The organism is Priestia koreensis (genome assembly GCF_022646885.1).
Taxonomy (GTDB): Bacteria; Bacillota; Bacilli; order Bacillales; family Bacillaceae_H; genus Bacillus_AG; species Bacillus_AG koreensis_A.
Map to the genome: position 1 here is coordinate 728,095 of NZ_CP061868.1, position 21,404 is coordinate 749,498.

The 21,404-nt window shown below is 40.9% G+C and carries 24 protein-coding genes; 15 read left to right on the forward strand and 9 right to left on the reverse strand.

What is annotated here, in order from left to right; all coding sequences use genetic code 11:
* Positions 1-142: 142 nt before the first annotated feature.
* A complete protein-coding gene (locus tag IE339_RS03605) occupies positions 143-1,813 on the forward strand; it encodes an outer membrane protein assembly factor BamB family protein (protein WP_242173617.1) in 1,671 nt (556 codons plus the stop codon).
* A 92-nt stretch (positions 1,814-1,905) separates the two neighbouring features.
* Here the strand turns inward: IE339_RS03605 and IE339_RS03610 are convergent, their stop codons facing one another.
* Together IE339_RS03610 and IE339_RS03615 are read right to left on the reverse strand one after the other, a co-directional pair.
* On the reverse strand, positions 1,906-2,202 hold the full coding sequence (locus tag IE339_RS03610; RefSeq protein WP_242173619.1) for a DUF6199 family natural product biosynthesis protein: 297 nt from the start codon (positions 2,200-2,202) through the stop codon (positions 1,906-1,908).
* A gap of 141 nt (positions 2,203-2,343) precedes the next feature.
* A complete protein-coding gene (locus IE339_RS03615) occupies positions 2,344-3,693 on the reverse strand; it encodes an MATE family efflux transporter (protein ID WP_242173621.1) in 1,350 nt (449 codons plus the stop codon).
* A 118-nt stretch (positions 3,694-3,811) separates the two neighbouring features.
* On the opposite strand from IE339_RS03615, the gene IE339_RS03620 reads away from it, so the two are divergent.
* The 3 genes from IE339_RS03620 (at position 3,812) to IE339_RS03630 (ending at position 7,550) form a co-directional block, all read left to right on the forward strand.
* Positions 3,812-4,684 carry a helix-turn-helix domain-containing protein gene (locus tag IE339_RS03620; RefSeq protein WP_242173623.1) on the forward strand — a complete coding sequence of 291 codons (873 nt, stop codon included), beginning with the start codon at positions 3,812-3,814 and terminating at the stop codon, positions 4,682-4,684.
* 287 nt (positions 4,685-4,971) lie between these two features.
* A complete protein-coding gene (locus IE339_RS03625) occupies positions 4,972-6,450 on the forward strand; it encodes an alpha-amylase family glycosyl hydrolase (RefSeq protein ID WP_242176099.1) in 1,479 nt (492 codons plus the stop codon).
* Positions 6,451-6,521: 71 nt separating this feature from the next.
* On the forward strand, positions 6,522-7,550 hold the full coding sequence (locus tag IE339_RS03630; RefSeq protein ID WP_242173625.1) for a LacI family DNA-binding transcriptional regulator: 1,029 nt from the start codon (positions 6,522-6,524) through the stop codon (positions 7,548-7,550).
* A gap of 54 nt (positions 7,551-7,604) precedes the next feature.
* Here IE339_RS03630 and IE339_RS03635 read toward each other — a convergent pair whose 3' ends face one another.
* Positions 7,605-8,471 (reverse strand): SDR family oxidoreductase, encoded by an 867-nt coding sequence (locus tag IE339_RS03635; RefSeq protein WP_242173627.1) that lies wholly within the window; start codon positions 8,469-8,471, stop codon positions 7,605-7,607.
* 130 nt (positions 8,472-8,601) lie between these two features.
* The gene (locus IE339_RS03640) at positions 8,602-9,093 is read right to left on the reverse strand and encodes a YajQ family cyclic di-GMP-binding protein (protein WP_242173629.1); all 492 of its coding nucleotides are present in this window, start codon (positions 9,091-9,093) and stop codon (positions 8,602-8,604) included.
* A 241-nt stretch (positions 9,094-9,334) separates the two neighbouring features.
* Here IE339_RS03640 and IE339_RS03645 point away from each other — a divergent pair, with 241 nt between their 5' ends.
* The gene (locus tag IE339_RS03645; protein WP_242176100.1) at positions 9,335-10,198 is read left to right on the forward strand and encodes a CvfB family protein; all 864 of its coding nucleotides are present in this window, start codon (positions 9,335-9,337) and stop codon (positions 10,196-10,198) included.
* 39 nt (positions 10,199-10,237) lie between these two features.
* Here the strand turns inward: IE339_RS03645 and IE339_RS03650 are convergent, their stop codons facing one another.
* Positions 10,238-10,375, reverse strand: coding sequence for a DUF3941 domain-containing protein (locus tag IE339_RS03650; RefSeq protein WP_242173631.1), 138 nt, complete (start codon positions 10,373-10,375; stop codon positions 10,238-10,240).
* 63 nt (positions 10,376-10,438) lie between these two features.
* Positions 10,439-11,296 (reverse strand): DegV family protein, encoded by an 858-nt coding sequence (locus IE339_RS03655; protein ID WP_242173633.1) that lies wholly within the window; start codon positions 11,294-11,296, stop codon positions 10,439-10,441.
* A 136-nt stretch (positions 11,297-11,432) separates the two neighbouring features.
* Here IE339_RS03655 and IE339_RS03660 point away from each other — a divergent pair, with 136 nt between their 5' ends.
* Positions 11,433-12,275: a YitT family protein gene (locus IE339_RS03660; RefSeq protein ID WP_242173636.1), complete on the forward strand. Its 843-nt coding sequence runs from the start codon at positions 11,433-11,435 to the stop codon at positions 12,273-12,275.
* Positions 12,276-12,316: 41 nt separating this feature from the next.
* Here the strand turns inward: IE339_RS03660 and IE339_RS03665 are convergent, their stop codons facing one another.
* The 3 genes from IE339_RS03665 to IE339_RS03675 form a co-directional block, all read right to left on the reverse strand.
* On the reverse strand, positions 12,317-12,835 hold the full coding sequence (locus IE339_RS03665; protein ID WP_242173637.1) for a hypothetical protein: 519 nt from the start codon (positions 12,833-12,835) through the stop codon (positions 12,317-12,319).
* Positions 12,835-12,990 (reverse strand): hypothetical protein, encoded by a 156-nt coding sequence (locus IE339_RS03670; protein ID WP_169775912.1) that lies wholly within the window; start codon positions 12,988-12,990, stop codon positions 12,835-12,837. Before IE339_RS03670 ends, IE339_RS03665 begins: the two co-directional genes overlap by 1 nt.
* Positions 12,991-13,100: 110 nt before the next feature.
* Positions 13,101-13,910, reverse strand: coding sequence for a Cof-type HAD-IIB family hydrolase (locus IE339_RS03675; RefSeq protein ID WP_242173639.1), 810 nt, complete (start codon positions 13,908-13,910; stop codon positions 13,101-13,103).
* Between the two features lie 165 nt (positions 13,911-14,075).
* Here IE339_RS03675 and IE339_RS03680 point away from each other — a divergent pair, with 165 nt between their 5' ends.
* The 9 genes from IE339_RS03680 (at position 14,076) to IE339_RS03720 (ending at position 21,387) form a co-directional block, all read left to right on the forward strand.
* A complete protein-coding gene (locus IE339_RS03680) occupies positions 14,076-14,384 on the forward strand; it encodes a metal-sulfur cluster assembly factor (protein ID WP_053399421.1) in 309 nt (102 codons plus the stop codon).
* 119 nt (positions 14,385-14,503) lie between these two features.
* Positions 14,504-15,760, forward strand: a complete 1,257-nt coding sequence (locus IE339_RS03685; RefSeq protein ID WP_242176101.1) for a molybdopterin molybdotransferase MoeA — start codon at positions 14,504-14,506, stop codon at positions 15,758-15,760.
* 1 nt (position 15,761) lies between these two features.
* On the forward strand, positions 15,762-16,253 hold the full coding sequence (gene mobB, locus IE339_RS03690; RefSeq protein WP_053399422.1) for a molybdopterin-guanine dinucleotide biosynthesis protein B: 492 nt from the start codon (positions 15,762-15,764) through the stop codon (positions 16,251-16,253).
* Entirely contained in the window at positions 16,243-16,716 is a 474-nt protein-coding gene (locus IE339_RS03695) for a molybdenum cofactor biosynthesis protein MoaE (RefSeq protein WP_242173641.1), read from the forward strand. Before mobB ends, IE339_RS03695 begins: the two co-directional genes overlap by 11 nt.
* Positions 16,709-16,942, forward strand: coding sequence for a molybdopterin converting factor subunit 1 (moaD, locus tag IE339_RS03700; RefSeq protein ID WP_242173643.1), 234 nt, complete (start codon positions 16,709-16,711; stop codon positions 16,940-16,942). The genes IE339_RS03695 and moaD overlap by 8 nt, the downstream gene beginning before the upstream one ends.
* A 200-nt stretch (positions 16,943-17,142) precedes the next feature.
* On the forward strand, positions 17,143-18,177 hold the full coding sequence (gene argC / locus IE339_RS03705) for an N-acetyl-gamma-glutamyl-phosphate reductase (RefSeq protein ID WP_242176102.1): 1,035 nt from the start codon (positions 17,143-17,145) through the stop codon (positions 18,175-18,177).
* Between the two features lie 25 nt (positions 18,178-18,202).
* Positions 18,203-19,429 carry a bifunctional ornithine acetyltransferase/N-acetylglutamate synthase gene (argJ, locus tag IE339_RS03710; RefSeq protein WP_242173644.1) on the forward strand — a complete coding sequence of 409 codons (1,227 nt, stop codon included), beginning with the start codon at positions 18,203-18,205 and terminating at the stop codon, positions 19,427-19,429.
* Positions 19,430-19,441: 12 nt separating this feature from the next.
* Positions 19,442-20,236 carry an acetylglutamate kinase gene (gene argB, locus IE339_RS03715; RefSeq protein ID WP_242173646.1) on the forward strand — a complete coding sequence of 265 codons (795 nt, stop codon included), beginning with the start codon at positions 19,442-19,444 and terminating at the stop codon, positions 20,234-20,236.
* A complete protein-coding gene (locus IE339_RS03720) occupies positions 20,233-21,387 on the forward strand; it encodes an acetylornithine transaminase (RefSeq protein WP_242173648.1) in 1,155 nt (384 codons plus the stop codon). The genes argB and IE339_RS03720 overlap by 4 nt, the downstream gene beginning before the upstream one ends.
* The last annotated feature ends 17 nt before the right edge of the window (positions 21,388-21,404 follow it).

Consider the following 21,404-nt stretch of genomic DNA (forward strand, 5'->3'; position numbering starts at 1 on the left):
TGTACATCGAGACATTGTTATCGTCTGTGTGATGACAATCACCCACTTAGAAATATCTGCTACTTTTCTTCCTTTTTGGAGCGCGTTATAATTTTAGAATTGGTATGAAAATCGCCAAATAAGTGATGAGAGGGATATGCTGATGAAAAGGCTAAAATATTTTTTTCCTCTGTTATTGCTCGCTGCTTTAGTTGTTATTGGTTGTTATAAGGTGTTGAATATGACGCCGGGTCAGGTTGCGACAGAGGTTATAAACCCCAAGCCTGAAATAAAGACGACCAACCATACAGGAATACGTGTTCAGCTACAAAATAAAGTCATCACTTCTCAATTCGTTCAACGCCGAACGGACTCTTCCATCATTTCAATTGATCACAAAGCAATACCCCACTTAGCATATAAATGGCAAGGAAACGTGCTACATAACGACCAGCAAACTTTCCCTGAACAATATGCTGAGGTTCCAGGTATTCTTACGTTTCGAGGAAATCATCTTCGTGACGAGCCGTCCTACGGTTCTGTACCAATGGGGGCTACCCACCTGAAAACCATTTGGGAGTCCTCTACTAGCAACAAATGGGGAGGCGGCATCGGCTGGACAGGCCAGCCGGCCATTGTAAAATGGGATTCAAAGGTGCTTCAAACGATGAATGTAAAATCGACCTTTAAAAACGATGCTAATTTCGTGGAAGTGATCTACGCATCGCTTGACGGACACATTTACTTTTTTGATTTGAAGTCTGGACGTCCATCACGGCCAAGTATTCAGTTAGACAATCCAATTCGAAGTTCGGTGTCAATTGATCCTCGAGGTTATCCGCTTTTATACGTGGGAGACGGCCTTGAAAAGTCAGGAAAAGGAAGCATGGGTCTTCACGTGTTTAGTTTAATTGATGGAAAGCAGTTATCCTTTATTAAAGGAATCGATCGTTTAGCTGCGCGACAATGGGGAGCATTTGATGGATCACCGTTAATTAACCGTCAAACAGATACGATGTTTGTTGGGGGAGAAAATGGATTGTTTTACGAGGTGAAGCTTAATACGTTATTTTCACCAACGAATAAGACAATATCGATTCGACCTCAGATGGTGAAGTACTATTATAAAGTAAAAGGCAACTGGTATTTCGGTATTGGAAATTCTGTAGCGTCCTATAAAAACCTTACGTTTTTCGCTGATAATGGCGGTAGCATCCAAGCTCTTAATCTACTTAACCATCAGCCAGTTTGGGCGACGCCAAGAACAGATGCGACGAATTCTACACTTGTTGTAGACGTGGAGGGAAATCAACCATTTCTTTATACGGGAAATGAAGTTGATAAGCAAGGCAAAAAAGGGACGAGCACGGTTAAAAAGATTAATGCTGTAACAGGCCAGACCGTATGGGCAACGAAGTATCCCGCAATGTCGATTAAAGGAAAACGAACGGTAAACGGTGGCGTATTAGCTACACCGATTAACGGCAAGGAAAAAATCAAGCATCTTGTGATTTACACGGTTGCTCGAACGAACAACATTCAGTCAGGCGCAATGGTAGCGCTCGATAAAAAAACAGGAAAAGAAGTATGGCGCTGGAATATGCCTGCTTATTCATGGTCATCACCTGCGGCTGTTTATGACAAAGAAGGAAATGCCTTTATCGTTCAAGGTGACTCTAAAGGAAATGTCTACCTGCTGTCAGCGGCAACAGGCAAAATTTTATCAAAAGTAGCGTTAGGCGCAAATATTGAAGGCTCACCCGCAATCTATAACCAGACGCTTGTCGTCGGTACGCGCGGTGGAAAGATAGCAGCTGTTCAAATTCAGCCATAACGAAAAAGCCCGTCATCTGAAGCAGATGACGGGCTTTTTAATTTTAAAAGTAAAAAGATTGGTTTATAAAATGATAAGTAGCAACAGGTTCATTAATCATCCGTAAAAATCTTCATTGTCCCCAGGACATATATGACAATAAGGGCAATGACCGCCACCAGCAGAAAATAGAGCTCAAACAAAAACATAATTACAAACAATGGAATGCCAATTAACGAGAGAAGTGAAACAAACTTTGTATAGCGAACGGCAACTTCTGACGGTTCAAGATCACCCTTATATCGCCACTTCTCACCAAATAATATACTTTCTTCAGGATAAAAATAAGTCCAAAGAAGCATTAGATAAACAGGAATTAATAAGACGATAAAAAGAATGATTTCTGCCATAGCCGTACCCTCCTTCAAATACGTTCTCCTTATACATACGTAAAAAAATGGAAAAAGTTTCGTTTTTACACGCAGTTCTCGCTCTTCTCTTATATCAAACAAAAAAAGGGTGCTGATCATTTACTCATCAGCACCCTTCTATTATCCTACGGGATGAATAACAAACGCCTTTTGCTCCCAAATGCGGGAGCGCCAGCGAAACAGCATAAAAATACCTCTAAACCATTCATCAAGAGCAAAGGCAATCCAGATGCCAGGAAGACCAAATCCTAACACAATGCCAAAGAAGTAAGCAGCCGTGACGCTAATTCCCCACATCGACAGGATGCCCATATAGACAGGGAACTTAACATCTCCTGCAGAGCGAAGGGCTCCGATAATGACAAGGTTAAACGCACGACCTGGCTCCAGCACAACGGTAAGTAAGATTAAAATTTTTCCGGTTTCAATTACATGCGGATTCGTCGTAAAGATGTGTAATAACGGCTCCGCAAAGAAAGAAAAGGCAATCGCCATACACGTAGAGGCTGTAATGGCGATTTTAAAAGTGCGCATACATCGTTCATAAGCCTCGGTATATTTTCGTGCTCCAATTAGATGACCAATGAGAATTTGAGTACCCTCGCTGATCGCAACGCTAAACAAATAGATAAACATCATGATATTTTGTGTATAAACCTTTGTTGTAAGCGCCTCTGTTCCAATCATCGTGACGAAGTAGGTAATCACGATTTGTGAAGCATTGTAAGATAAATTTTCTCCCGCTGATGGAATCCCAATTCGCAGAAGATTTTTTAGGTGAACCTTTGGAATTTTATAAAATGTCTTGAATGGTAGCGTCTCTTTAATACGCTTTTTGAGTAGATAAAACAGTACGATTAATCCAATTAGACGGCTAATGGTCGTGGAGAAAGCTACACCCTCTACACCTAAAACCGGAAAGCCAAAGGGCCCGAAAATGACGAAATAGTTACCAATTGCGTGCAAAATATTTGTTCCGACCGTAACGAGCATCGTATCTTTTGTAAAGCCATAGCTTCGAAGAATCGCTCCGAGCGTCATGATGACCGATTGAATAAAAGAAAATCCGCCAACAATGATGAGATAGCTCTTTCCCTCTGATAACAAATGCGGAGGTAAGTCCATGAGCTTGAGTAGAGGTGTGCTTGCAAAAACGAAGATACCGCTTAGCATCAAGCCAAATATAAAGTTTGCCACAATTGAAATGACCGCAACTTCTGCAGCGGTTCGGTCATTTTTCGCTCCTAGCTGCTGGGCGACTAAGATCGAACAGCCTGTTGCAACAAAACCGAACATAACAATCATAATGTTCAACATTTGATTGGCTACGCCAACGGCAGCGACTGAATCATCCGAGTATTGACTAAGCATAAGCGTATCAAGATTACCCATCAGCATGTATAAAAATATTTCAATGAAAATAGGCCATGTGAGTGTAAAAAGAGTAAGTTTTTTAGCTTTTTCCTTCATCGTGTGTCCATCCCCTTTTGCAAAAAACGACTTAAAAACTAGTATTATATTAAAAGGTTTTCGTTATAATAAAAAGAGATAAAAACGATTAGGGTTGGAATATTCCGACCTAAAGAGGGTGACTAGCATAGATACAATTAGCGTTCGTGTCCCACCGTTCCCGATCTTTATTACGGGCGGTCAGTATACGTTTTTAAAAGGAAGCAAGCATTTTACGCGGACATTTGAGGTGTTTGACTGCATTTATGTGCGAAAAGGCTGTCTATTTTTGAAAGAAGAGCAGGAGGAGTATGAGGTAACCGCAGGGCAATATCTCATATTAGTACCAGGAAGAGAGCACGGTGGCTACAAAAATTGTACAGAGGATACGGATATGGTTTGGTTTCACTTTTTAATGCACCAGCCCCATCAGTATATACCGGCTAAACGTATTCAATGGAGCGATTTGTTGTACCAAGAGGGTACCCATACAGAGCCGTCACAATTTCACCTTCAGCTTCCCCAATACGGAAAAATTGAACATCGTCAGCGCATAGAAGGAGCTTTAGAAGAGCTTATCCATTTAAATGAGCATGACGTTTTAGAGAGTCGCCTAAAGCAACAAGTTGTCTTTGAAGAGATTTTAATTATGCTTCAAAAAGAAGCTTTTGCAATTCCATCAGCTGCGGCAAAAGTAACGGAACAAGTCATTACGTATATTCAGCAGCACTATCAGCATACAGTCACGATGACCACTATGTCTAAACAGCTACACTATCATGCGGACTATATTACGAGAAGTATGAAAAAAACGATTGGGATCACGCCCGTTGAATACATACAGCAATATCGAATTGCACAGGCCAAAACCCTGTTAGTCACCACAAACATGAAGCTAAAGGATATTGCGGTAAGCGTTGGCATTCAAGATTATACGTATTTTCCTAGACTCTTTAAGAAGCAGGAAGGCATGTCTCCGAATATTTACCGGCGCTTGTTTAATCGGGGCTAATCGTTCCTTTGTTGTGCAAGCGCCTTTGTTTATTGGGCAAGTGTATTTTATGGGGGAATTGAGGACTCCGTTGAAAAAGTTTCACCTACAATAATTCTGTGATTCAACTCGGTGGGATTTATATATATTGTCCAAGAAGATTCTGCTAAAATAGTAAATGGAAGCATTTACATAACGAGCGTATGTAAGGATGGATGATCGTGTCTAAAACGACATAAAGGGGAGAACACACAGAAGTGCAAAAGCAAAAATGGGGTATTGTTGTAATCATATTACTATTACTAGGAATGAGTATTCCTGCCAAGGCAAACGCTGCGACTGATCGAAAATGGCAGGACGAAATGATGTATTTTATTATGGTCGATCGCTTTAATAACGGGGATGTAAAAAATGATGGTGATGCAAACCCTGATGACCCGAAGGCTTATCATGGTGGGGATATTCAAGGAATCATTGAGAAGCTTGATTACATTAAAGATATGGGGTTTACATCGATTTGGCTGACGCCTATTTTTGATAATGAACAGAAGGGATACCACGGCTACTGGATCCAAGATTTTTATAAGGTGGACGAGCACTTTGGTACGATACAAGACTTTAAAAAGCTAGTCAAAGAAGCTCATAAGCGCGATATGAAGGTTGTTTTGGACTTCGTAGCTAATCACACCGGTTATCAGCATCCATGGCTAAAAGACTCAGCAAAGAAAGATTGGTTTCATGAAAAGAAAGACATTGTGAACTGGAACAGTCAGGATGAGATTGAAAACGGATGGCTATACGGTCTTCCAGATTTAAATCAAGAAAATCCAGACGTAAAGAAGTATTTAATTGATGCGGGCAAATGGTGGATTAAAGAAACGGATATTGATGGTTATCGTTTGGATACGGTTCGTCACGTACCGAAAGAATTTTGGACTGAATTCTCACAGGAAATGAAGAAAACAAAAAAAGATTTTTTCTTATTAGGAGAAGTTTGGAACAGCGATCCTCGTTATCTGGCAGAATATCAAAAAATAGGAATTGATGCGATGGTTGATTTTCCTCTATACGATCAGCTTACAAACATCTTTTCAAACGTAGATGAATCACAGGAAAACTTAATTGCATCGTGGAAGCGAAACAAAGTCGCGTATCCTCATCCGTATTTACTCGGAACGTTTCTTGATAATCATGATACAGAGCGCTTTACGAGACAAGCATTGCGGCATAAGCAGTATCCTGTTACGCGTACGAAATTGGGATTAACGTACTTATACGGGGCGCCAGGTATTCCAATTGTATACTATGGAACTGAGATTACGTTAGATGGTGGAAAAGATCCTGATAATCGACGATTAATGAATTTTCAATCGGACAAGGAATTAGGAGAGTATGTAGGGAAACTCGCAGAGCTCCGTCGAAAGCATCCGTCTTTAAGAAGAGGAACGTTTGATTCCATTTACGAAGAGAACGGAATGGCGATTTACAAACGAACGTATAAAAACGAAACGACGCTTGTGGCCATTAACAATACGTCAAAAAATCAGGTGGTTGATTTAAAAGAAGACTTTGGTCAAAAGAAAGAACTACGAGGCCTTTTAGAATCGGATTTTGTTCGACCAGATGGTGATGTATATAAAATGTCTGTAAATCGAGAAACGGCTAATATTTATGTAGTAGCAGACAAATCAGGATTAAATATTCCGTATATCGCTGCGATTGTAGCTGTGTATGTTGCGTTTATCGCTTTCTTATATTTTGCACGTAAACGTAGAAGGAAGGCATAATAGACAAATGAACTAGAAAAATAAATTCATTCTATTTTCATTCAATGAAAAGGAGAGAGGGGGAATTCTCTTTGGCTGTAACAATTAAAGATGTAGCACTTCGTGCGAACGTGGCGCCTTCAACAGTTTCACGTGTTATCGCGAATAGCTCACGTATTAGTGAAAAAACGAAAAAACGTGTCCGAGCAGCAATGGAGGAGCTCGGTTATCATCCAAACATTATTGCAAGAAGCTTAGCAAATAAATCCGCTCAGGCGATCGGTCTTGTGATGCCAAGCTCGGGAAATAAAGTACTGCAAAATCCATTTTTCCCAGAGGTATTGCGCGGGATCAGCGTAGGGGCTCATGAAGCAAAGCAGGCCCTTTACATGTCTACTGGTGAAACGGAGAGCGAGATCTTTCAAGAAGTCGTTCAAATGGTGCAAGGTCGACGAGTCGATGGCATTATTTTGCTGTATTCCAAAGTAGAAGATAACATTCTGTGTTATTTGAAAGAACAAAATTTTCCGTTCGTCGTAATAGGAAAACCGTTTAAAGACAATGATTCCATTACATATGTTGACAACGATAACTTTCGTGCGGGGCGAGAGGTAACGGAGTATCTCATTGGAAAAGGACATCAAAATATTGCTTTTATCGGTGGGGACTTAGAGCTTGTTGTAACAATTGATCGCTTAACAGGATATGACAAAGCCATTCGCTCTGCAGGACTAGAATACCGCGATGATTATATTATTCATGAAGAATTTCTGCAGCAAGGTGGTAAGGAAGCGGTTCATGAGTTAATGTCGCTTGGTGAGCCACCGACTGCTTTAGTCGTGGCAGATGATTTGATGGCGCTCGGCGTATTAAATACGCTAGACGAAATGGGGATATCGGTTCCAAACGATATTTCCATTGTCAGCTTTAATAACGTGTTGCTTGCCGAAATGTCGAGACCGTCTTTAACATCGGTAGACATTAATATTCATGATCTTGGCTATCAGGCCATTCGCTGCCTGATTGAACAAATTGAAAGCCCTTATGATATGGTGAAAAACATTAAGGTTCCTTATCAGATCATTGAGCGCAATTCATGCAAAAATCTTGTGAATGCGTAATACGTTGAATCATATAAAAAACGCGTCTTGTAAAGAGACGCGTTTTTTATATGGTCAGCCGTTCACAATTTTTCCACCGTTGACGTGAATAACTTGTCCAGCAATATAAGAAGAGTCATCACTTGCTAAAAAGACATAGCTCGGTGCCAATTCGTGAGGCTGTCCAGCACGCTTCATCGGTGTATCAGCTCCGAATGTTTCCACTTGATCGCTAGAAAACGTAGAAGGAATAAGCGGTGTCCAAATAGGACCAGGAGCTACTGCGTTAACACGAATTCCTTTGTCAATAACGTCTTTCGATTGTGAAAGCGAACGTGTAAAGGTGGTAATTGCGCCTTTTGTAGATGAATAGTCAATTAATGTTGCATGACCTTGATAAGCGGTAATGGAGGAGGAATTAATAATGGACCCTCCGGATGGTAGATGTGGAAGAACGGCTTTCGTTAAATGAAACATGGAAAAAATGTTCGTGCGAAATGTTTTTTCCAATTGTTCAGCGGTAATATCTAAAATACTGTTCTGCGGATGCTGTTCACCAGCATTATTTACTAAAATATCGATTTTTCCGAATGCTTCAAGCGTTTGTTTCACCACGTCTTGACAAAATTGTTCGTCACCAATGTCCCCAGCGAGAAGTAAGCATTTTTGACCATTTTGCTCCACGAACTGCTTTGTTTCTTCAGCATCACTGCTTTCATTTAAGTAAACGATTGCGACGTCGGCGCCTTCTTTCGCATAATGATAGGCAACAGCGCGACCAATTCCACTGTCTCCCCCCGTGACGATGGCTGTTTTGCCCGCTAGCTTATTTCCGCTCTTGTAAGCCTCGCTAATGGCAATTGGTTTCGGATTCATATCAGATTCTAGACCTGGTTGGCGGTCCTGATGTTGTGCAGGGAATGTTTGTTTTTGTTCACTCATGAAAAAATTCCTCCTTCAATAATTGGTAATCTGTAGAATTTATTCCCTAGTTAGTATTGAATAATCATCTTTTTTTATCCGTTTGCATATCCCAATAAAAAAAGAGGGCGCAATAGGCACCCTCTTTTCGTTAGCGGTAATTAATGAATTGCACGTCAACAGATAAATCAGCCTGTCTAACAGCGTTAATCACCTGCTGTAGATCATCACGGCTTTTTCCTGTGACACGTACTTGATCGTCTTGTACTTGCGTTTTCACCTTAAGACCTGAATTTTTGATAAGCGTATTAATTTTCTTAGCGTTTTCTTTGTCAATACCTTGTACAAGCTTCCCGCGCTGTCTTACCGTACCACCAGATGCGTTTTCAACTTTTCCGTAAGAAATGTTCTTTGTTGGAACATTTCGTTTGATGAGCTTGGAAACGAGAACATCTTTCAGTTGTTCAAGCTTAAATTCATCATCTGAAATGAGTACAAGCTCTTCCTTCTCAAGGGAAACATCACTTTTACTTCCTTTAAAATCATAGCGGTTTTTAACTTCCTTTAACGCGATTTGAATGGCGTTTGTGACTTCAGATAAGTCAACCTGAGATACAATATCAAATGAGCTGTCCTTTGCCATTAATTCTCCTCCAATTCCGTAATGGTTTTCATTTTCTTCAAATAAGAGAGGAATAAAAAAATTTGTAATGGTCATTATGTAAAAAAAGTGAGTCCTCTCTAAGTATCAAATGAATTTGATACCACTATTATAGACAAAAACTCTATGGAAGAACACCTTCATGCCTATTGAAGGGAAGTCAGCGAATTGATACAATACAACATATGACTGTTCAAAAAAGGAAGGAATTAAAAAATACATGATGAATGAATTAAGACCTGGAGAGATTGTGACACTGTCGGTATACCGCACAACTCCGCTTGGATATATATTAACGAACGAAGCAGCAGAAGAAGTGTTTCTTCACCGTAACGAAGCAACACGTGAGCTAGCAGAAGATGAAGAAGTAGATGTATTTCTTTATATAGATCAAAAAAGTCGCTTAACAGCTACGATGGCGATGCCAAAAATTCAAGAAGGTACGTACGAATGGTTAGAAGTAGTTGACGTAAAACGTCGTATGGGAGCATTCGTAAACATCGGAACGAACAAAGACTTGTTGATTGCGGCAAGTGACCTACCGCTTTACGAAGACTCATGGCCACAAGTAGGAGACCGCTTATATTGCTCCATGCGCATCACACATAGAGGTATGATGTACGGACGTTTGGCGACTGACGACATTATGAAAGACCGTATGACGCCAGCACCTCGCGAGTTGTTTAACCGTGATTTAGAAGGAATCGTATATCGCTTATTAAAAGTCGGCACATACATCGTAACAGATGAGGGATACGTTGGCTTTGTTCATGAATCAGAACGTAAAGAAGAGCCTCGCTTAGGTGAACGTGTCAAAGCTCGTGTTATTAATGTAAAAGACGATGGGACGCTTAACTTATCGTTACTCGGACGTAAGCAAGAAAGCATGGGTGGAGACGCAGAACAACTTTACGATTATATGGAGAGCCGCGGTGGTGCGATGCCATTTTGGGATAAAAGCTATCCAGAAGATATCCGTGAGCGTTTTAATATGAGTAAAGCAGCGTTCAAACGTGCTCTTGGTCAATTGATGAAAGAGGACAAGGTGTATCAAGAAGAAGGTTGGACATATTTTAAAGGGAAATAAAGAAAAGAGGTCTTCGCGATGAGCGAAGGCCTCTTTTTCTTATAGATGATCCGTCTTTTTGGAAAATTGATTTTTTCCTTTTTGACGATTTTCTTCAGTAAGCTGATTTTTTAACTCATGCTCTGCGTTGTTGTCGTGAGCTTTTTTATCATTATCACTCGTACGGAATTTACCCATGTTGTGACACTCCTTTATAAGTTCGGTCACTAATAGGTTTTCCAAATGTGTAATGGTTATGTGTTACAGCTTTTTGTTTAAGAAAAATAGCGCGATGGTTCCGGGCCCTGAATGTGATCCAACAGCAGAGCCGATCATGCTAATTAAGAATGATTTACATCCAAACTCTTCTTTGATCATGTCTCTTAATGCAAAAGCGGTTGCCTCATCATCACCATGACTAATCGCAATCGTTTGATGTGCCAAATCCTCTCCGCGCTCTTTCATTAAATCAACCATACGGCGTAATACCTTTTTACGACCGCGTAACTTTTCTAGTGGGATCAGCTTGCCGTCTTCAACATGTAAAAGTGGCTTGATGTTTAATAACCCTCCTACAAAAGCAGAGGCTTTGCTGACACGTCCACCTTGAGCAAGAAAATCAAGGTCATCAACAGTAAAAATATGCTCCATATGAATGCAGTATTCTTTTACCTTTGCCACAAAGTCCGTAAATGAAGGGTTTGTCTTTAGGAACTCAACGGCATGATGAACCGCTAGACCTTGACCAAGGGAAGCACATTTTGAATCGATGATTTCAAATTCAAAATCAGGATACTTCTCTAGAATTTCCTCACGTACCATCATCGCTGTTTGATATGTTCCTGAGAGCTGAGATGAAAATGCAATATACAAGCACGGCTCGTTTTTTTGTGCCACCTGTTCAAATAACTCCATTAAAGCAGCAGGGGAGGCTTGAGATGTTTTTGGCATAGCACCTTTACGAATTTCAGCGTATACATCTTTGGATGAAATGGTTTCTTGATCTAAATATTCTTTATCGTTGAGATGAACACGAAGAGGCAACAACGTAACGTTGTTTTCTTTATAATAGTTAACTGGTAAGTCACTCGCGCTATCCGTAATAATAGTAATGGACATAAATAGACACCTTCCTAAAAATCATAACGTTTTGTAATTGGTAAAAAAGGAAACCATATGAATAATAATTGTTCCTTTCAAGCGTATGCATTATACCATATTGTGCACATGAGTTGTTTAACAGGAGGAGATCTTCATGGTGATGGTGGAACTGAAAAAGTTAGTTGTCGTGCTGATAGGGGCTTTGTTTAATGCGCTCTCATTAAACCTGTTCTTAATTCCAGCCAACGTCTACGCGAGTGGGTTTACAGGGGTCTCGCAGCTTGTCTCAAGCATTTTAAATGATTATACCCCCTTACATCTTTCGACGGGTTTTCTTCTATTCCTTCTCAATATTCCCGTTACCATCCTCGGATGGAAAAAGGTCGGGAAATCATTCACATTATATAGCTTTTTGAGCGTTATCGCTACTTCCTTGTTTCTATCTCTTATACCCGTTGTTGAGCTTTCTCATGACATTTTATTAAACGCCGTATTTGGTGGAGTGATTGCAGCGGTAGGTGTAGGGATTACGCTAAAGTGGGGGGCATCTACAGGTGGCTTGGACATTGTAGCTATGGTGCTGTCTCGAATGAAAGACAAGCCAGTAGGAACGTATTTTTTTCTTTTAAATGCCATTATCATCGTCAGCGCTGGACTTCTTTACGGATGGGAAAAGGCACTGTACACGCTTGTTACCTTATATGTATGTACACGAGTGATTGATACGATTCATACGCGTCACGTGAAATTAACCGTAATGATTGTAACCAAAAAAGGCGAAGATTTAAAAAAGGCGATTCATGCTAAGCTTGTACGGGGCATCACGACTGTACCCGCTAAAGGCGGATTTACGAATGAAGAAAAAGAAATGATGATTATTGTGATTACTCGGTACGAGCTATATGATATTGAGCGTATTATAAAAGAGGTAGATCCAAATGCCTTCACAAATATCGTGCAAACAACAGGTGTATTTGGAATGTTTCGTAAGGATTAAGAAAAAAGCCGCGTGTCTAAAGCGACACACGGCTTTTTTTGTTACTTTTTCGTGTTCATTTTGCTTGCTAGCTGTTGAAGCTGCTCACGTTCTTCAGGTGACGCCTGCTTAGAAGCAAATGACATGATTTCTTCTGCTATCTCAACATCATTAGAAGGTGCTACTTGGTGGCTTGTTGCACCAACGTGTCCTGGTGTATGAGAAGAAAAATCTTCAGACAAGTCTACGCGACCAGCTGCTTGTGGAGCAGATGACGCTGCTGTTACTTGCTGAGTAGGTGCAGAAGCGGTTGGCTCAGTGTTTAGTGAATTTTGTAGCTTCGCCATACCTTCTTTATCGAATCCATCTGCTTGTGAAATAGCCGCAGATAAAATTTCGTTTGAAATATCTAACTGTCCATTTTGTCCTCTTGAACCTGGTGCTGCAGCTTGTTGAGGCTGAGCTTCGACAGATTGTTGTGCGGGAGGAGCTTGGTGCTCTTGCTTTGGTTGTTCATTAGAACCTTTTAAAGCTTGTTGAACAGCGTTCTTCGCTAAACCAAATAGAGATGAATTATTCATTACATAGTACCTCCATCAAGTGAGGAATGCGACACAGGAGTTTTGAGTGCTTCAGCCTCAGCCATTGTTAAATGGTAAGGAATGCGTTCATCATGTAAAGCCACTGCATTTTTCCCTTGCTGAATAAAACGTTTCGACTTATTACTTCTGCCCATCGTTCATTCCCCCTACATAATAAGAATCGACACCGTAATGGTATCGATTCTAGTATCTGTACTTATAGAAGAAATATCGCGTTTAAAATTTACCTGTTGTTGAAAAATAATTAAAGGTTTAGCACCTTCTGTAAATAAACGGCCACACCGTCTTCTTCATTTGAAAGGGTAACATGATTTGCCATCTCTTTTAGTTCATTAATGGCATTGCCCATCGCAATTCCATGACCCGCATATCGAATCATTTCAAAGTCGTTGTCTTCGTCGCCAAACGCAATGATACGCTCTGTAGGAATATTGTAGTGCTGTGCGACTCTCTCGATTCCAACCGCTTTGCTTAAGCCTTTTTTAACGACTTCAATGACATGCCAAGGTGCGCCCCAGCGACGATGCTCAATGACTTCTGCATGAACCTCGGACAGATGTGCACGAATGTCAGCGACATGGTCCTCATCAGCATGAATGAGCATAGATGTTGGATTTTGTCCCAAAACATTTCGCAAATCACCCGTTTCAAGCTTAGGACTCCCTAGGCTAATAACATCTAGGAGATTTCGGTCTTCATAATGAAGATAAATATCGTCCATTACTTCAGCTAAAATATTGTTCACCGTGAAATCATCCATGGCTTCTACAATCGCATGAACGGTTGTTAAATCAAGCGGTGTATGATAAACGCCCCATTCAGGATCATGAGGGTGCTGCACAAGCGCCCCGTTAAAGTTCACGATTGGTGTGTTTAACTTTAGTTCCTTATAGTACATGGAACTAGCACGATATGGACGTCCAGTTGCAATCATAACTAAATGACCCTGCTCCATTGCTTTGTTGAGAACGGTTTTTGTGTAAGGAGAAATGTGTTTATCATCGGTTAATAGTGTTCCATCTAAATCAAGGACAATTAAATGTTGGTTGCTCATAAAGACTCCTTTTCAACGAGATATCTAATTCAAAATATACTTACATTAAATGTAACATACTTTTTACAAGCTGTCTGTTAAGTCCCTTTGTTTTTAATCTGAGGGGAATGTCTGTATAATAAGAAGCAAGAACATAGAAACTAATGTCGAGGAGGAGGAACACTCGTGGATCAACAATTCGAAGATAAAATTATGGAAGCCTTAGAACAAGTCATTGACCCGGAGCTTGGGGTTGATATTGTCAATTTAGGCCTTGTATATAACGTAGAAATGAACGATGCAGGAAAGGTATTCGTTACGATGACATTAACATCGATCGGCTGTCCGCTTGCAGGAGTATTAACTGAAGAGGTGCGTAAAGCTCTTTGGGATTTAAATGGTGTAGATGATGTGGAAGTAATCGTCACATTTAATCCACCGTGGAGTAAAGACCGCATGTCTCGTTATGCGAAGATCGCACTCGGCGTTCAATAAAATTTAGCGCAATTGTACATGTAATGAACCCCCACTATTTGCGAAAGCTAGGTGGGGGACTTATGTGTGAAGAAAAGACGAAATGGGAACAACATGATCATAAGAAGGGAGAGAAAACAATGGTTGAAAGAAGAAAGCCAATTCCTGTAGAAGAAGCGGTCGAACGCGTAATGAAATTTGCCAAAAAAGGCGAGGTCGAGAAGCTACCACTAGCAAAGGCTTACGGAAGACATCTAGGAGAAGCTGTACTTGCGACTCACGACGTACCGCCTTTTAATAAGTCACCTTACGACGGATTTGCCATTCGTGCGAAAGATAGCCGTGAAGCAAACTTACAGAATCCGGTTGAATTTCATGTCGTTGAAGAAATTGGAGCAGGAACGGTCGCTAAACGAGATCTGGGCCCGTTTAAAGCGATTCGTATTATGACAGGAGCACAAATGCCTGTCGGCGGTGATGCGGTCGTCATGTTAGAGCTAACAAAAGAATTTGAAAAGAACGGCGAAAAATACATAAGCATTAAGCGATCTTTTCAGGAAGGAGATAACATCTCTTTTCAAGGAGAGGATGCAGCGAAGGGAACGACTCTTGTTGAGAAAGGAACCAAAATCACTCCGGGTGTAACGGCACTGCTAGCAACCTTTGGCTATGCGGAGGTTGCAGTGGCGAAAAAGCCGAATGTTGGTGTTTATTCGACAGGAACAGAGCTGTTGGATGTATCACAAAAGCTGGAACCTGGAAAAATTCGAAATAGTAATGGCCCGATGATTTGTGCACAAATTGAGCGTAGCGGAGGGGTTTCTCTATACTTTGGTTCGTTAGTAGATGATTTTGATCAATGCTACCAAGCGGTCAAAGAAGCTTTAGAAAAGGTAGATGTGCTGATCACAACGGGTGGAGTATCGGTTGGAGACTATGACTATTTGCCAGCTATTTATGAAAAATTAGGTGCTGAAGTGTTGTTTAATAAAGTAGCGATGCGTCCTGGGAGCGTAACAACAGTCGCGCAGCTAGACGGAAAACTGTTATTCGGTTTATCAGGAAATCCATCTGCCTGCTACGTTGGTTTTGAACTGTTCGTTCATCCAATTTTAAAAACGTTTTTAGGATCAGAGAAACCTCATAAAGAGATCGTACACGCAACGCTTATGGCCGATTTTCCAAAGCCAAATCCTTTTACGCGTTTTGTTCGGACACGAATTACACAAAAAGAAGGGAAGTTTGTCGTCGAGCCAAGCGGTCTAGACAAGTCAAACGTCGTTTCCTCTCTTGCTTTTGCAAATGGTCTGATGAAGCTTCCAGGAGGAACGCGCGGATTTGCGAGTGGCGATCAAGTGGATGTCATTTTGCTAGAAGATTATCACGGGGTTTATTAAGTTGAATATTCTTCAAGTCGTCGGCTATAAAAATACGGGAAAAACGACCGTAGTGGAAAAAATCGTTCGATATTTATCGCTACGTTACCAAGTAAGCAGCTTAAAACATCATGGGCACGGTGGAGCACCGGATTTACATCAAACGGATAGCTCTCGACATTTTGAGGCGGGAGCAATTGCTTCAGGCGTTGAAGGTGACGGAGTGTTCTACATGCAGACAAACGATATTAAGGTTGAAAAAATGCTTCAGATCTATGAATTGTTAGGGGCAGAGGTTTGTGTAATAGAAGGATATAAGCATGTCCCATACCCGAAGATTGTAATTGTACGAAATCCTCAAGATTATGAACTTTTAAAAAAACTAGAAAATATTCATCTTGTGTTAACATGGAATGAAGAAGATCTTTTCAAGGACAAGTTTCTCCATGTTAACGATGAGGAACGCTTGCGGGAATGGATCGATGATTTTATGGGAGGAACCTATGAGCACTAAACTGTTTGAAATTACGGATCAGGTTATTTCGATTGAAGAAGTAACGCGTAAAGTAATGAATCGAAATGCTGGAGCAGTCACAACATTTACGGGAACGGTTCGTGAGTTTACAAAGGGAAAGCGAACGCTCCATTTAGAATATGCCGCCTATGCATCGATGGCGGAAAATAAATTAAGACAAATTGGTCAAGAAATTCAAGAAAAGTGGCAAGACGCTGAAGTAGCGATTACGCATCGTGTTGGTCATTTAGAGATTTTGGATATTGCGGTTGTGATCGCGGTAGCAACTCCTCATCGAAATGATGCCTATGAGGCCAATCGCTATGCAATTGAACGCATCAAAGAGATTGTACCAATTTGGAAAAAAGAGCATTGGGAAGACGGGGAGAAGTGGATTGGTGATCAGCTAGAGAAAAAAGCCTATCCATCTGGCCATCCTGAGAAAGGGGATTTAGATGTATAACGTATTATTTTTCGCGCATCTCCAAGAAGAGGCAGGAGTAGAGTCTATTCAGCTCGATAATGCACCGCTAACGATTGGGGAGTTAAAAAAGCAGCTGTTAGAACAGTATCAATTCACCTTGTCTAAACAAGTGATGTTTGCCATTAATGAAGAATTTGCTATTGATGAAGACACCATTAAAGACGGTGATGTGGTCGCGTTAATCCCTCCTGTTAGTGGAGGATAAGATATAGAAGAAAGAGTGGTTAGCTAAGCTAATCGCTCTTTTTTTGTTTTTATTATTACCTTGCTATGAAGCATGTCAGAAAAAATTACATAAAAATCTTTAGATATTCATTTGATTTTATTTTTATACAGTATTATAATGAGTAATAATTTCAAAGAGAAAAACAAAGGAGCAGGGTAATGAATAGCATGGAGAAAAAAATCAACGTCGGAATTATTGGTGCAACTGGATACGGTGGAGTTGAATTGATTCGCCTGTTGGAAAATCATCCCGCTTTTCACGTGAAAGAAGTGTACTCCTCTTCCCAAGAAGGAGAGGAATTATCGAATAGTTATCCACATTTGGTGCATAAAAATTTAGTTTTGAAATCAATTGACCCCATCGAAATAAAAAAAGAGGTCAATCTTGTCTTTACCTCTACGCCGTCTGGAGTATCTAGTAAACTCATTCCGAGCTTAATTGACGCTGGAATAAAAGTAGTGGATTTGTCCGGTGATTTTCGTTTAAAAGATAAAGCGCTATATGAAAAGTGGTACAAAAAAGAAGGAGCAGACGCAGATTATTTGTCCAAAGCAACGTACGGATTAAGCGAATGGTTTCAAGAAGAGATTCAAAACAGCGACTTTGTCTCAAACCCTGGCTGCTATCCTACCGCTACTCTTTTAGGTCTTGCACCGCTCATGGTAGAAGGAATCGTTGACGAGGCGTCCATTATTGTTGACGGCAAGTCTGGCGTGTCAGGAGCAGGACGTTCTCATTCAGCGCTCACCCATTTTTCAGAGATGAATGAGAACTTAAAAATTTACAAGGTGAACGAGCATCAGCACATTCCTGAAATTGAGCAAACGTTAAGCTGTTGGAGCGATCAGGTTAAGCCGATTACGTTCAGCACTCACTTGGTGCCAATGACGAGAGGGATTATGACAACGATCTATGCGACGATAAAAGAAGATTGCGAGATAGAACATATACATAAACAATTTACGAAACATTATGAAGATTGCAAGTTTGTAAGAGTAAGAGAAAAAGGAACATATCCATTTACGAAAGATGTAGTAGGTTCCAATTACTGTGATATTGGAATTGCTTATGATGAGAGAACAAGGCGAATTACTGTTGTCTCTGTTATTGATAATTTAGTGAAGGGGGCAGCTGGCCAGGCCATCCAAAACGCAAACTTAATGATGGGACTTGAAGAAGACGCGGGATTAAAAATTGTACCCGTTTATCCATAAACGCGATAGGAGAGGTGAACGAACGATGTTACAAACGAAACAGCCTGTAACGATTAAAAAAATACTAGAAGGAGGTATTACGAGCCCAAAAGGATTTTTAGCAGGAGGAACACATGCAGGCCTTCGCTATGCGAAAAAAGATGTCGGAATGATTGTCAGCGAAGTTCCTGCTGCGTGTGCAGCGGTATACACGCAAAGCCTTTTTCAAGCGGCTCCTTTAACGGTAACGAAAGAGAGCGTGTCGGCTGAACAAAAAATCCAGGCTGTGATTGTAAATAGCGCATGTGCGAATGCATGCACGGGTGAACAGGGATTAAAGGACGCCTATGAAATGCGAACGAAAACGGCAGAAAAGCTCTCTATTGACGAGCATCTTGTCGCAGTTGCTTCTACAGGAGTTATTGGTGAACTACTTCCGATGGATAAAATTCGACTGGGAATTGCTGCTTTAGAACCAAGCGAGTCAGGTGCTGAAGACTTTCAAACCGCGATTTTAACAACGGACATCGTGATGAAAAAAGCATGCTACGAAACGACGGTAGATGGAAAGAAAATTACGATTGGCGGAGCGTCAAAAGGATCAGGGATGATTCATCCAAATATGGCAACAATGCTTGGTTTTGTCACAACAGATGCAAATATCCACTCTAATTTGTTACAGGAAGCGTTAAAATCCATTACAAATCAAACATTCAATCAAATTACGGTAGATGGTGATACGTCAACAAATGACATGGTGCTCGTAATGGCGAACGGTTTAGCTGGCAACGTCCCTCTAACGCTAGATCATCCTGAATGGGGTAATTTTTATGAAGCCTTAAAGCGTACGTGTGAAGATTTAGCGAAAGAGATTGCAAGAGATGGTGAAGGGGCGACAAAGCTCATTGAGGTTCAGGTGAAAGGCGCTTCGTCAAAGGAAGAGGCGAACATCATTGCTAAACAAATTGTTGGCTCAAATCTTGTGAAGACGGCTATCTATGGAAACGATGCGAACTGGGGGCGTATCATTGGAGCGATTGGTTATAGCGGTGTAGAAGTGGATGTCAGCAATGTGGACGTGAGCATCGGGGCCATTCATATGCTTATAGGAAGTCAGCCAAAAACATTTAGCGAGGAAGAAGCGACGGCTTATTTAAAGCAAGACGAAGTAGTCATTTACGTTGATCTTCATCAAGGAGACGGAGTTGGAACAGCATGGGGCTGTGACTTAACCTATGATTACGTGAAGATTAATGCGAGCTATCGCACGTAAGGAGAGGATGACGTGAAAGCAAAAGAAGTAATTGTCGTTAAATGCGGGGGAAGTATTATAAATCAACTAACACCAAATTTTTTTAAAAGTTTAAAAGAGTTGAAGAACAACGGTTATGATGTTGTTCTTGTCCATGGCGGCGGGCCAGATATTCAGCACGTGCTGTCAGCGTTAAATATCCAAAGTGAGTTTGTAAATGGCATGAGGAAAACATCGAAGGAAGTGCTCCAAGTAGTACAGATGGTTTTATCGGGAAAGGTTAACAAGAATCTTGTCATGATGCTCCAAAAAGAACATATTCCTTCAGTTGGCTTATCCGGATGTGACGGGAACTTGTTAGAAGCAAAAGCCATTGATGTGACTTCCTTTGGTTATGTAGGGGAAGTAACGAAAGTGAATCAGTCGCTATTAACATCGTTGTTAGACGGCGGATATATGCCGGTCATTTCTTCGCTTGGAATCGATCCTAACGGAGACTGTTTAAATATTAACGCGGATTTAGCTGCAGGGGCCGTAGCAAAAGCGCTTCATGCAAAACAGCTCTTGTTCGTAACAGACGTGCCGGGAATTCTGAACAACGATACGCTGATTCAAAACACAACACCAGATGAAATAAATGATTTAATTGATGAAGGAATTATTTCAGGAGGAATGATTCCAAAGGTAAAAGCTGCACTGTCTGCTTTATCAGAGACGCTCCATCAAGTGCATATTATCAGTGGAACAGAATCGTTCGTGACAGACGATGGTGACGTAAAAGGAACCAGTATTACGAATAATCAAATGAACGGAGTGATGAATCTATGACGCATTTATTTCCGACGTATCAGCGCTTTGATATTGAAATAAAAGAAGCATCGGGATCGGTTGTAACAGATAGTCAAGGGAACACATATTTAGATTTTATTTCTGGTATTGCCGTATGTAACCTTGGTCATCGTCACCCTGCCGTGCAAAAATCAATCGAGGAACAGCTTCAAAAAGTATGGCACTTATCAAATTTATTTCCCCTATCTCTTCAAGAGGAAGTTGCCTCACAGTTAGTGAAGCACTCAAGTGGTGATGCAGTATTTTTCTGCAACAGCGGCGCTGAGGCAAATGAAGCAGCGATTAAAATGGCGAGAAAATATACGAACAAGCAAAAAATTATTACCTTTAAGCAGTCTTTCCATGGCAGAACGTTTGCGACGATGTCAGCTACCGGGCAAGAAAAGATTCAAGCTGGATTTGGTCCATTATTACCTGAGTTCATCTACCTTCCTTATAATGATACGAAAGCTCTTCAAGAAGCGATGAATGATTCCGTTGCAGCGGTTATGGTAGAAATTATACAAGGTGAAGGTGGCGTTGTTCCAGCTGATGCAGCGTTTTTACAGGAGATTCAAAACTTGTGCGAACAGTCAGATGCGCTCTTTATCGTAGATGAAGTACAAACAGGAATTGGACGTACCGGAAAAGCATTTGCATATCAGCATCATAATCTTTCCCCAGATATTATCACCGCAGCAAAGGGACTTGGAAGTGGGCTACCTGTAGGAGCGATGATCGGAAAGGCAAAATTAATTGATACCTTTGGTCCAGGATCACATGGAACAACATTTGGTGGAAATCCTATTTCACTTGCAAGTGCAAAAGCTACGCTAGCCATCATTTTTGATGATGTATTTTTACAGGACATTAAGAAAAAAGGCAGCTACTTTACGAGTAAACTAGAAAAGGTTGTAGAAGCGTATACGTTTGTTACTGCTATTCGTGGAAATGGTTTAATGATTGGAATGGAATGCGGCAAACAGCAGGCGCTTATTATCGAAAAGCTTCGAGAAAAAGGATTGTTAACACTTCCAGCAGGGCCAACGGTCGTTCGTTTGCTACCGCCATTAACGGTTACATACGAAGAGATTGATGACGCGCTATCAATTATGAAGGAAGTACTAGAAGAAGTTGCACTACCTGTCTAACCAGGTTATTTTTTAAA

Excerpts from the sequence above, each read along its gene's own strand:
- IE339_RS03605 (WP_242173617.1), top strand. The coding sequence starts at position 143 with ATGAAAAGGCTAAAATATTTTTTTCCTCTGTTATTGCTCGCTGCTTTA.
- IE339_RS03610 (WP_242173619.1), bottom strand. The coding sequence starts at position 2,202 with ATGGCAGAAATCATTCTTTTTATCGTCTTATTAATTCCTGTTTATCTA.
- IE339_RS03615 (WP_242173621.1), bottom strand. The coding sequence starts at position 3,693 with ATGAAGGAAAAAGCTAAAAAACTTACTCTTTTTACACTCACATGGCCT.
- IE339_RS03625 (WP_242176099.1), top strand. The coding sequence starts at position 4,972 with ATGAGTATTCCTGCCAAGGCAAACGCTGCGACTGATCGAAAATGGCAG.
- IE339_RS03635 (WP_242173627.1), bottom strand. The coding sequence starts at position 8,471 with ATGAGTGAACAAAAACAAACATTCCCTGCACAACATCAGGACCGCCAA.
- IE339_RS03640 (WP_242173629.1), bottom strand. The coding sequence starts at position 9,093 with ATGGCAAAGGACAGCTCATTTGATATTGTATCTCAGGTTGACTTATCT.
- IE339_RS03645 (WP_242176100.1), top strand. The coding sequence starts at position 9,335 with ATGAATGAATTAAGACCTGGAGAGATTGTGACACTGTCGGTATACCGC.
- IE339_RS03650 (WP_242173631.1), bottom strand. The coding sequence starts at position 10,375 with ATGGGTAAATTCCGTACGAGTGATAATGATAAAAAAGCTCACGACAAC.
- IE339_RS03655 (WP_242173633.1), bottom strand. The coding sequence starts at position 11,296 with ATGTCCATTACTATTATTACGGATAGCGCGAGTGACTTACCAGTTAAC.
- IE339_RS03660 (WP_242173636.1), top strand. The coding sequence starts at position 11,433 with ATGGTGATGGTGGAACTGAAAAAGTTAGTTGTCGTGCTGATAGGGGCT.
- IE339_RS03665 (WP_242173637.1), bottom strand. The coding sequence starts at position 12,835 with ATGAATAATTCATCTCTATTTGGTTTAGCGAAGAACGCTGTTCAACAA.
- IE339_RS03670 (WP_169775912.1), bottom strand. The coding sequence starts at position 12,990 with ATGGGCAGAAGTAATAAGTCGAAACGTTTTATTCAGCAAGGGAAAAAT.
- IE339_RS03675 (WP_242173639.1), bottom strand. The coding sequence starts at position 13,910 with ATGAGCAACCAACATTTAATTGTCCTTGATTTAGATGGAACACTATTA.
- IE339_RS03685 (WP_242176101.1), top strand. The coding sequence starts at position 14,504 with ATGGTTGAAAGAAGAAAGCCAATTCCTGTAGAAGAAGCGGTCGAACGC.
- IE339_RS03695 (WP_242173641.1), top strand. The coding sequence starts at position 16,243 with ATGAGCACTAAACTGTTTGAAATTACGGATCAGGTTATTTCGATTGAA.
- moaD (WP_242173643.1), top strand. The coding sequence starts at position 16,709 with ATGTATAACGTATTATTTTTCGCGCATCTCCAAGAAGAGGCAGGAGTA.
- argJ (WP_242173644.1), top strand. The coding sequence starts at position 18,203 with ATGTTACAAACGAAACAGCCTGTAACGATTAAAAAAATACTAGAAGGA.
- IE339_RS03720 (WP_242173648.1), top strand. The coding sequence starts at position 20,233 with ATGACGCATTTATTTCCGACGTATCAGCGCTTTGATATTGAAATAAAA.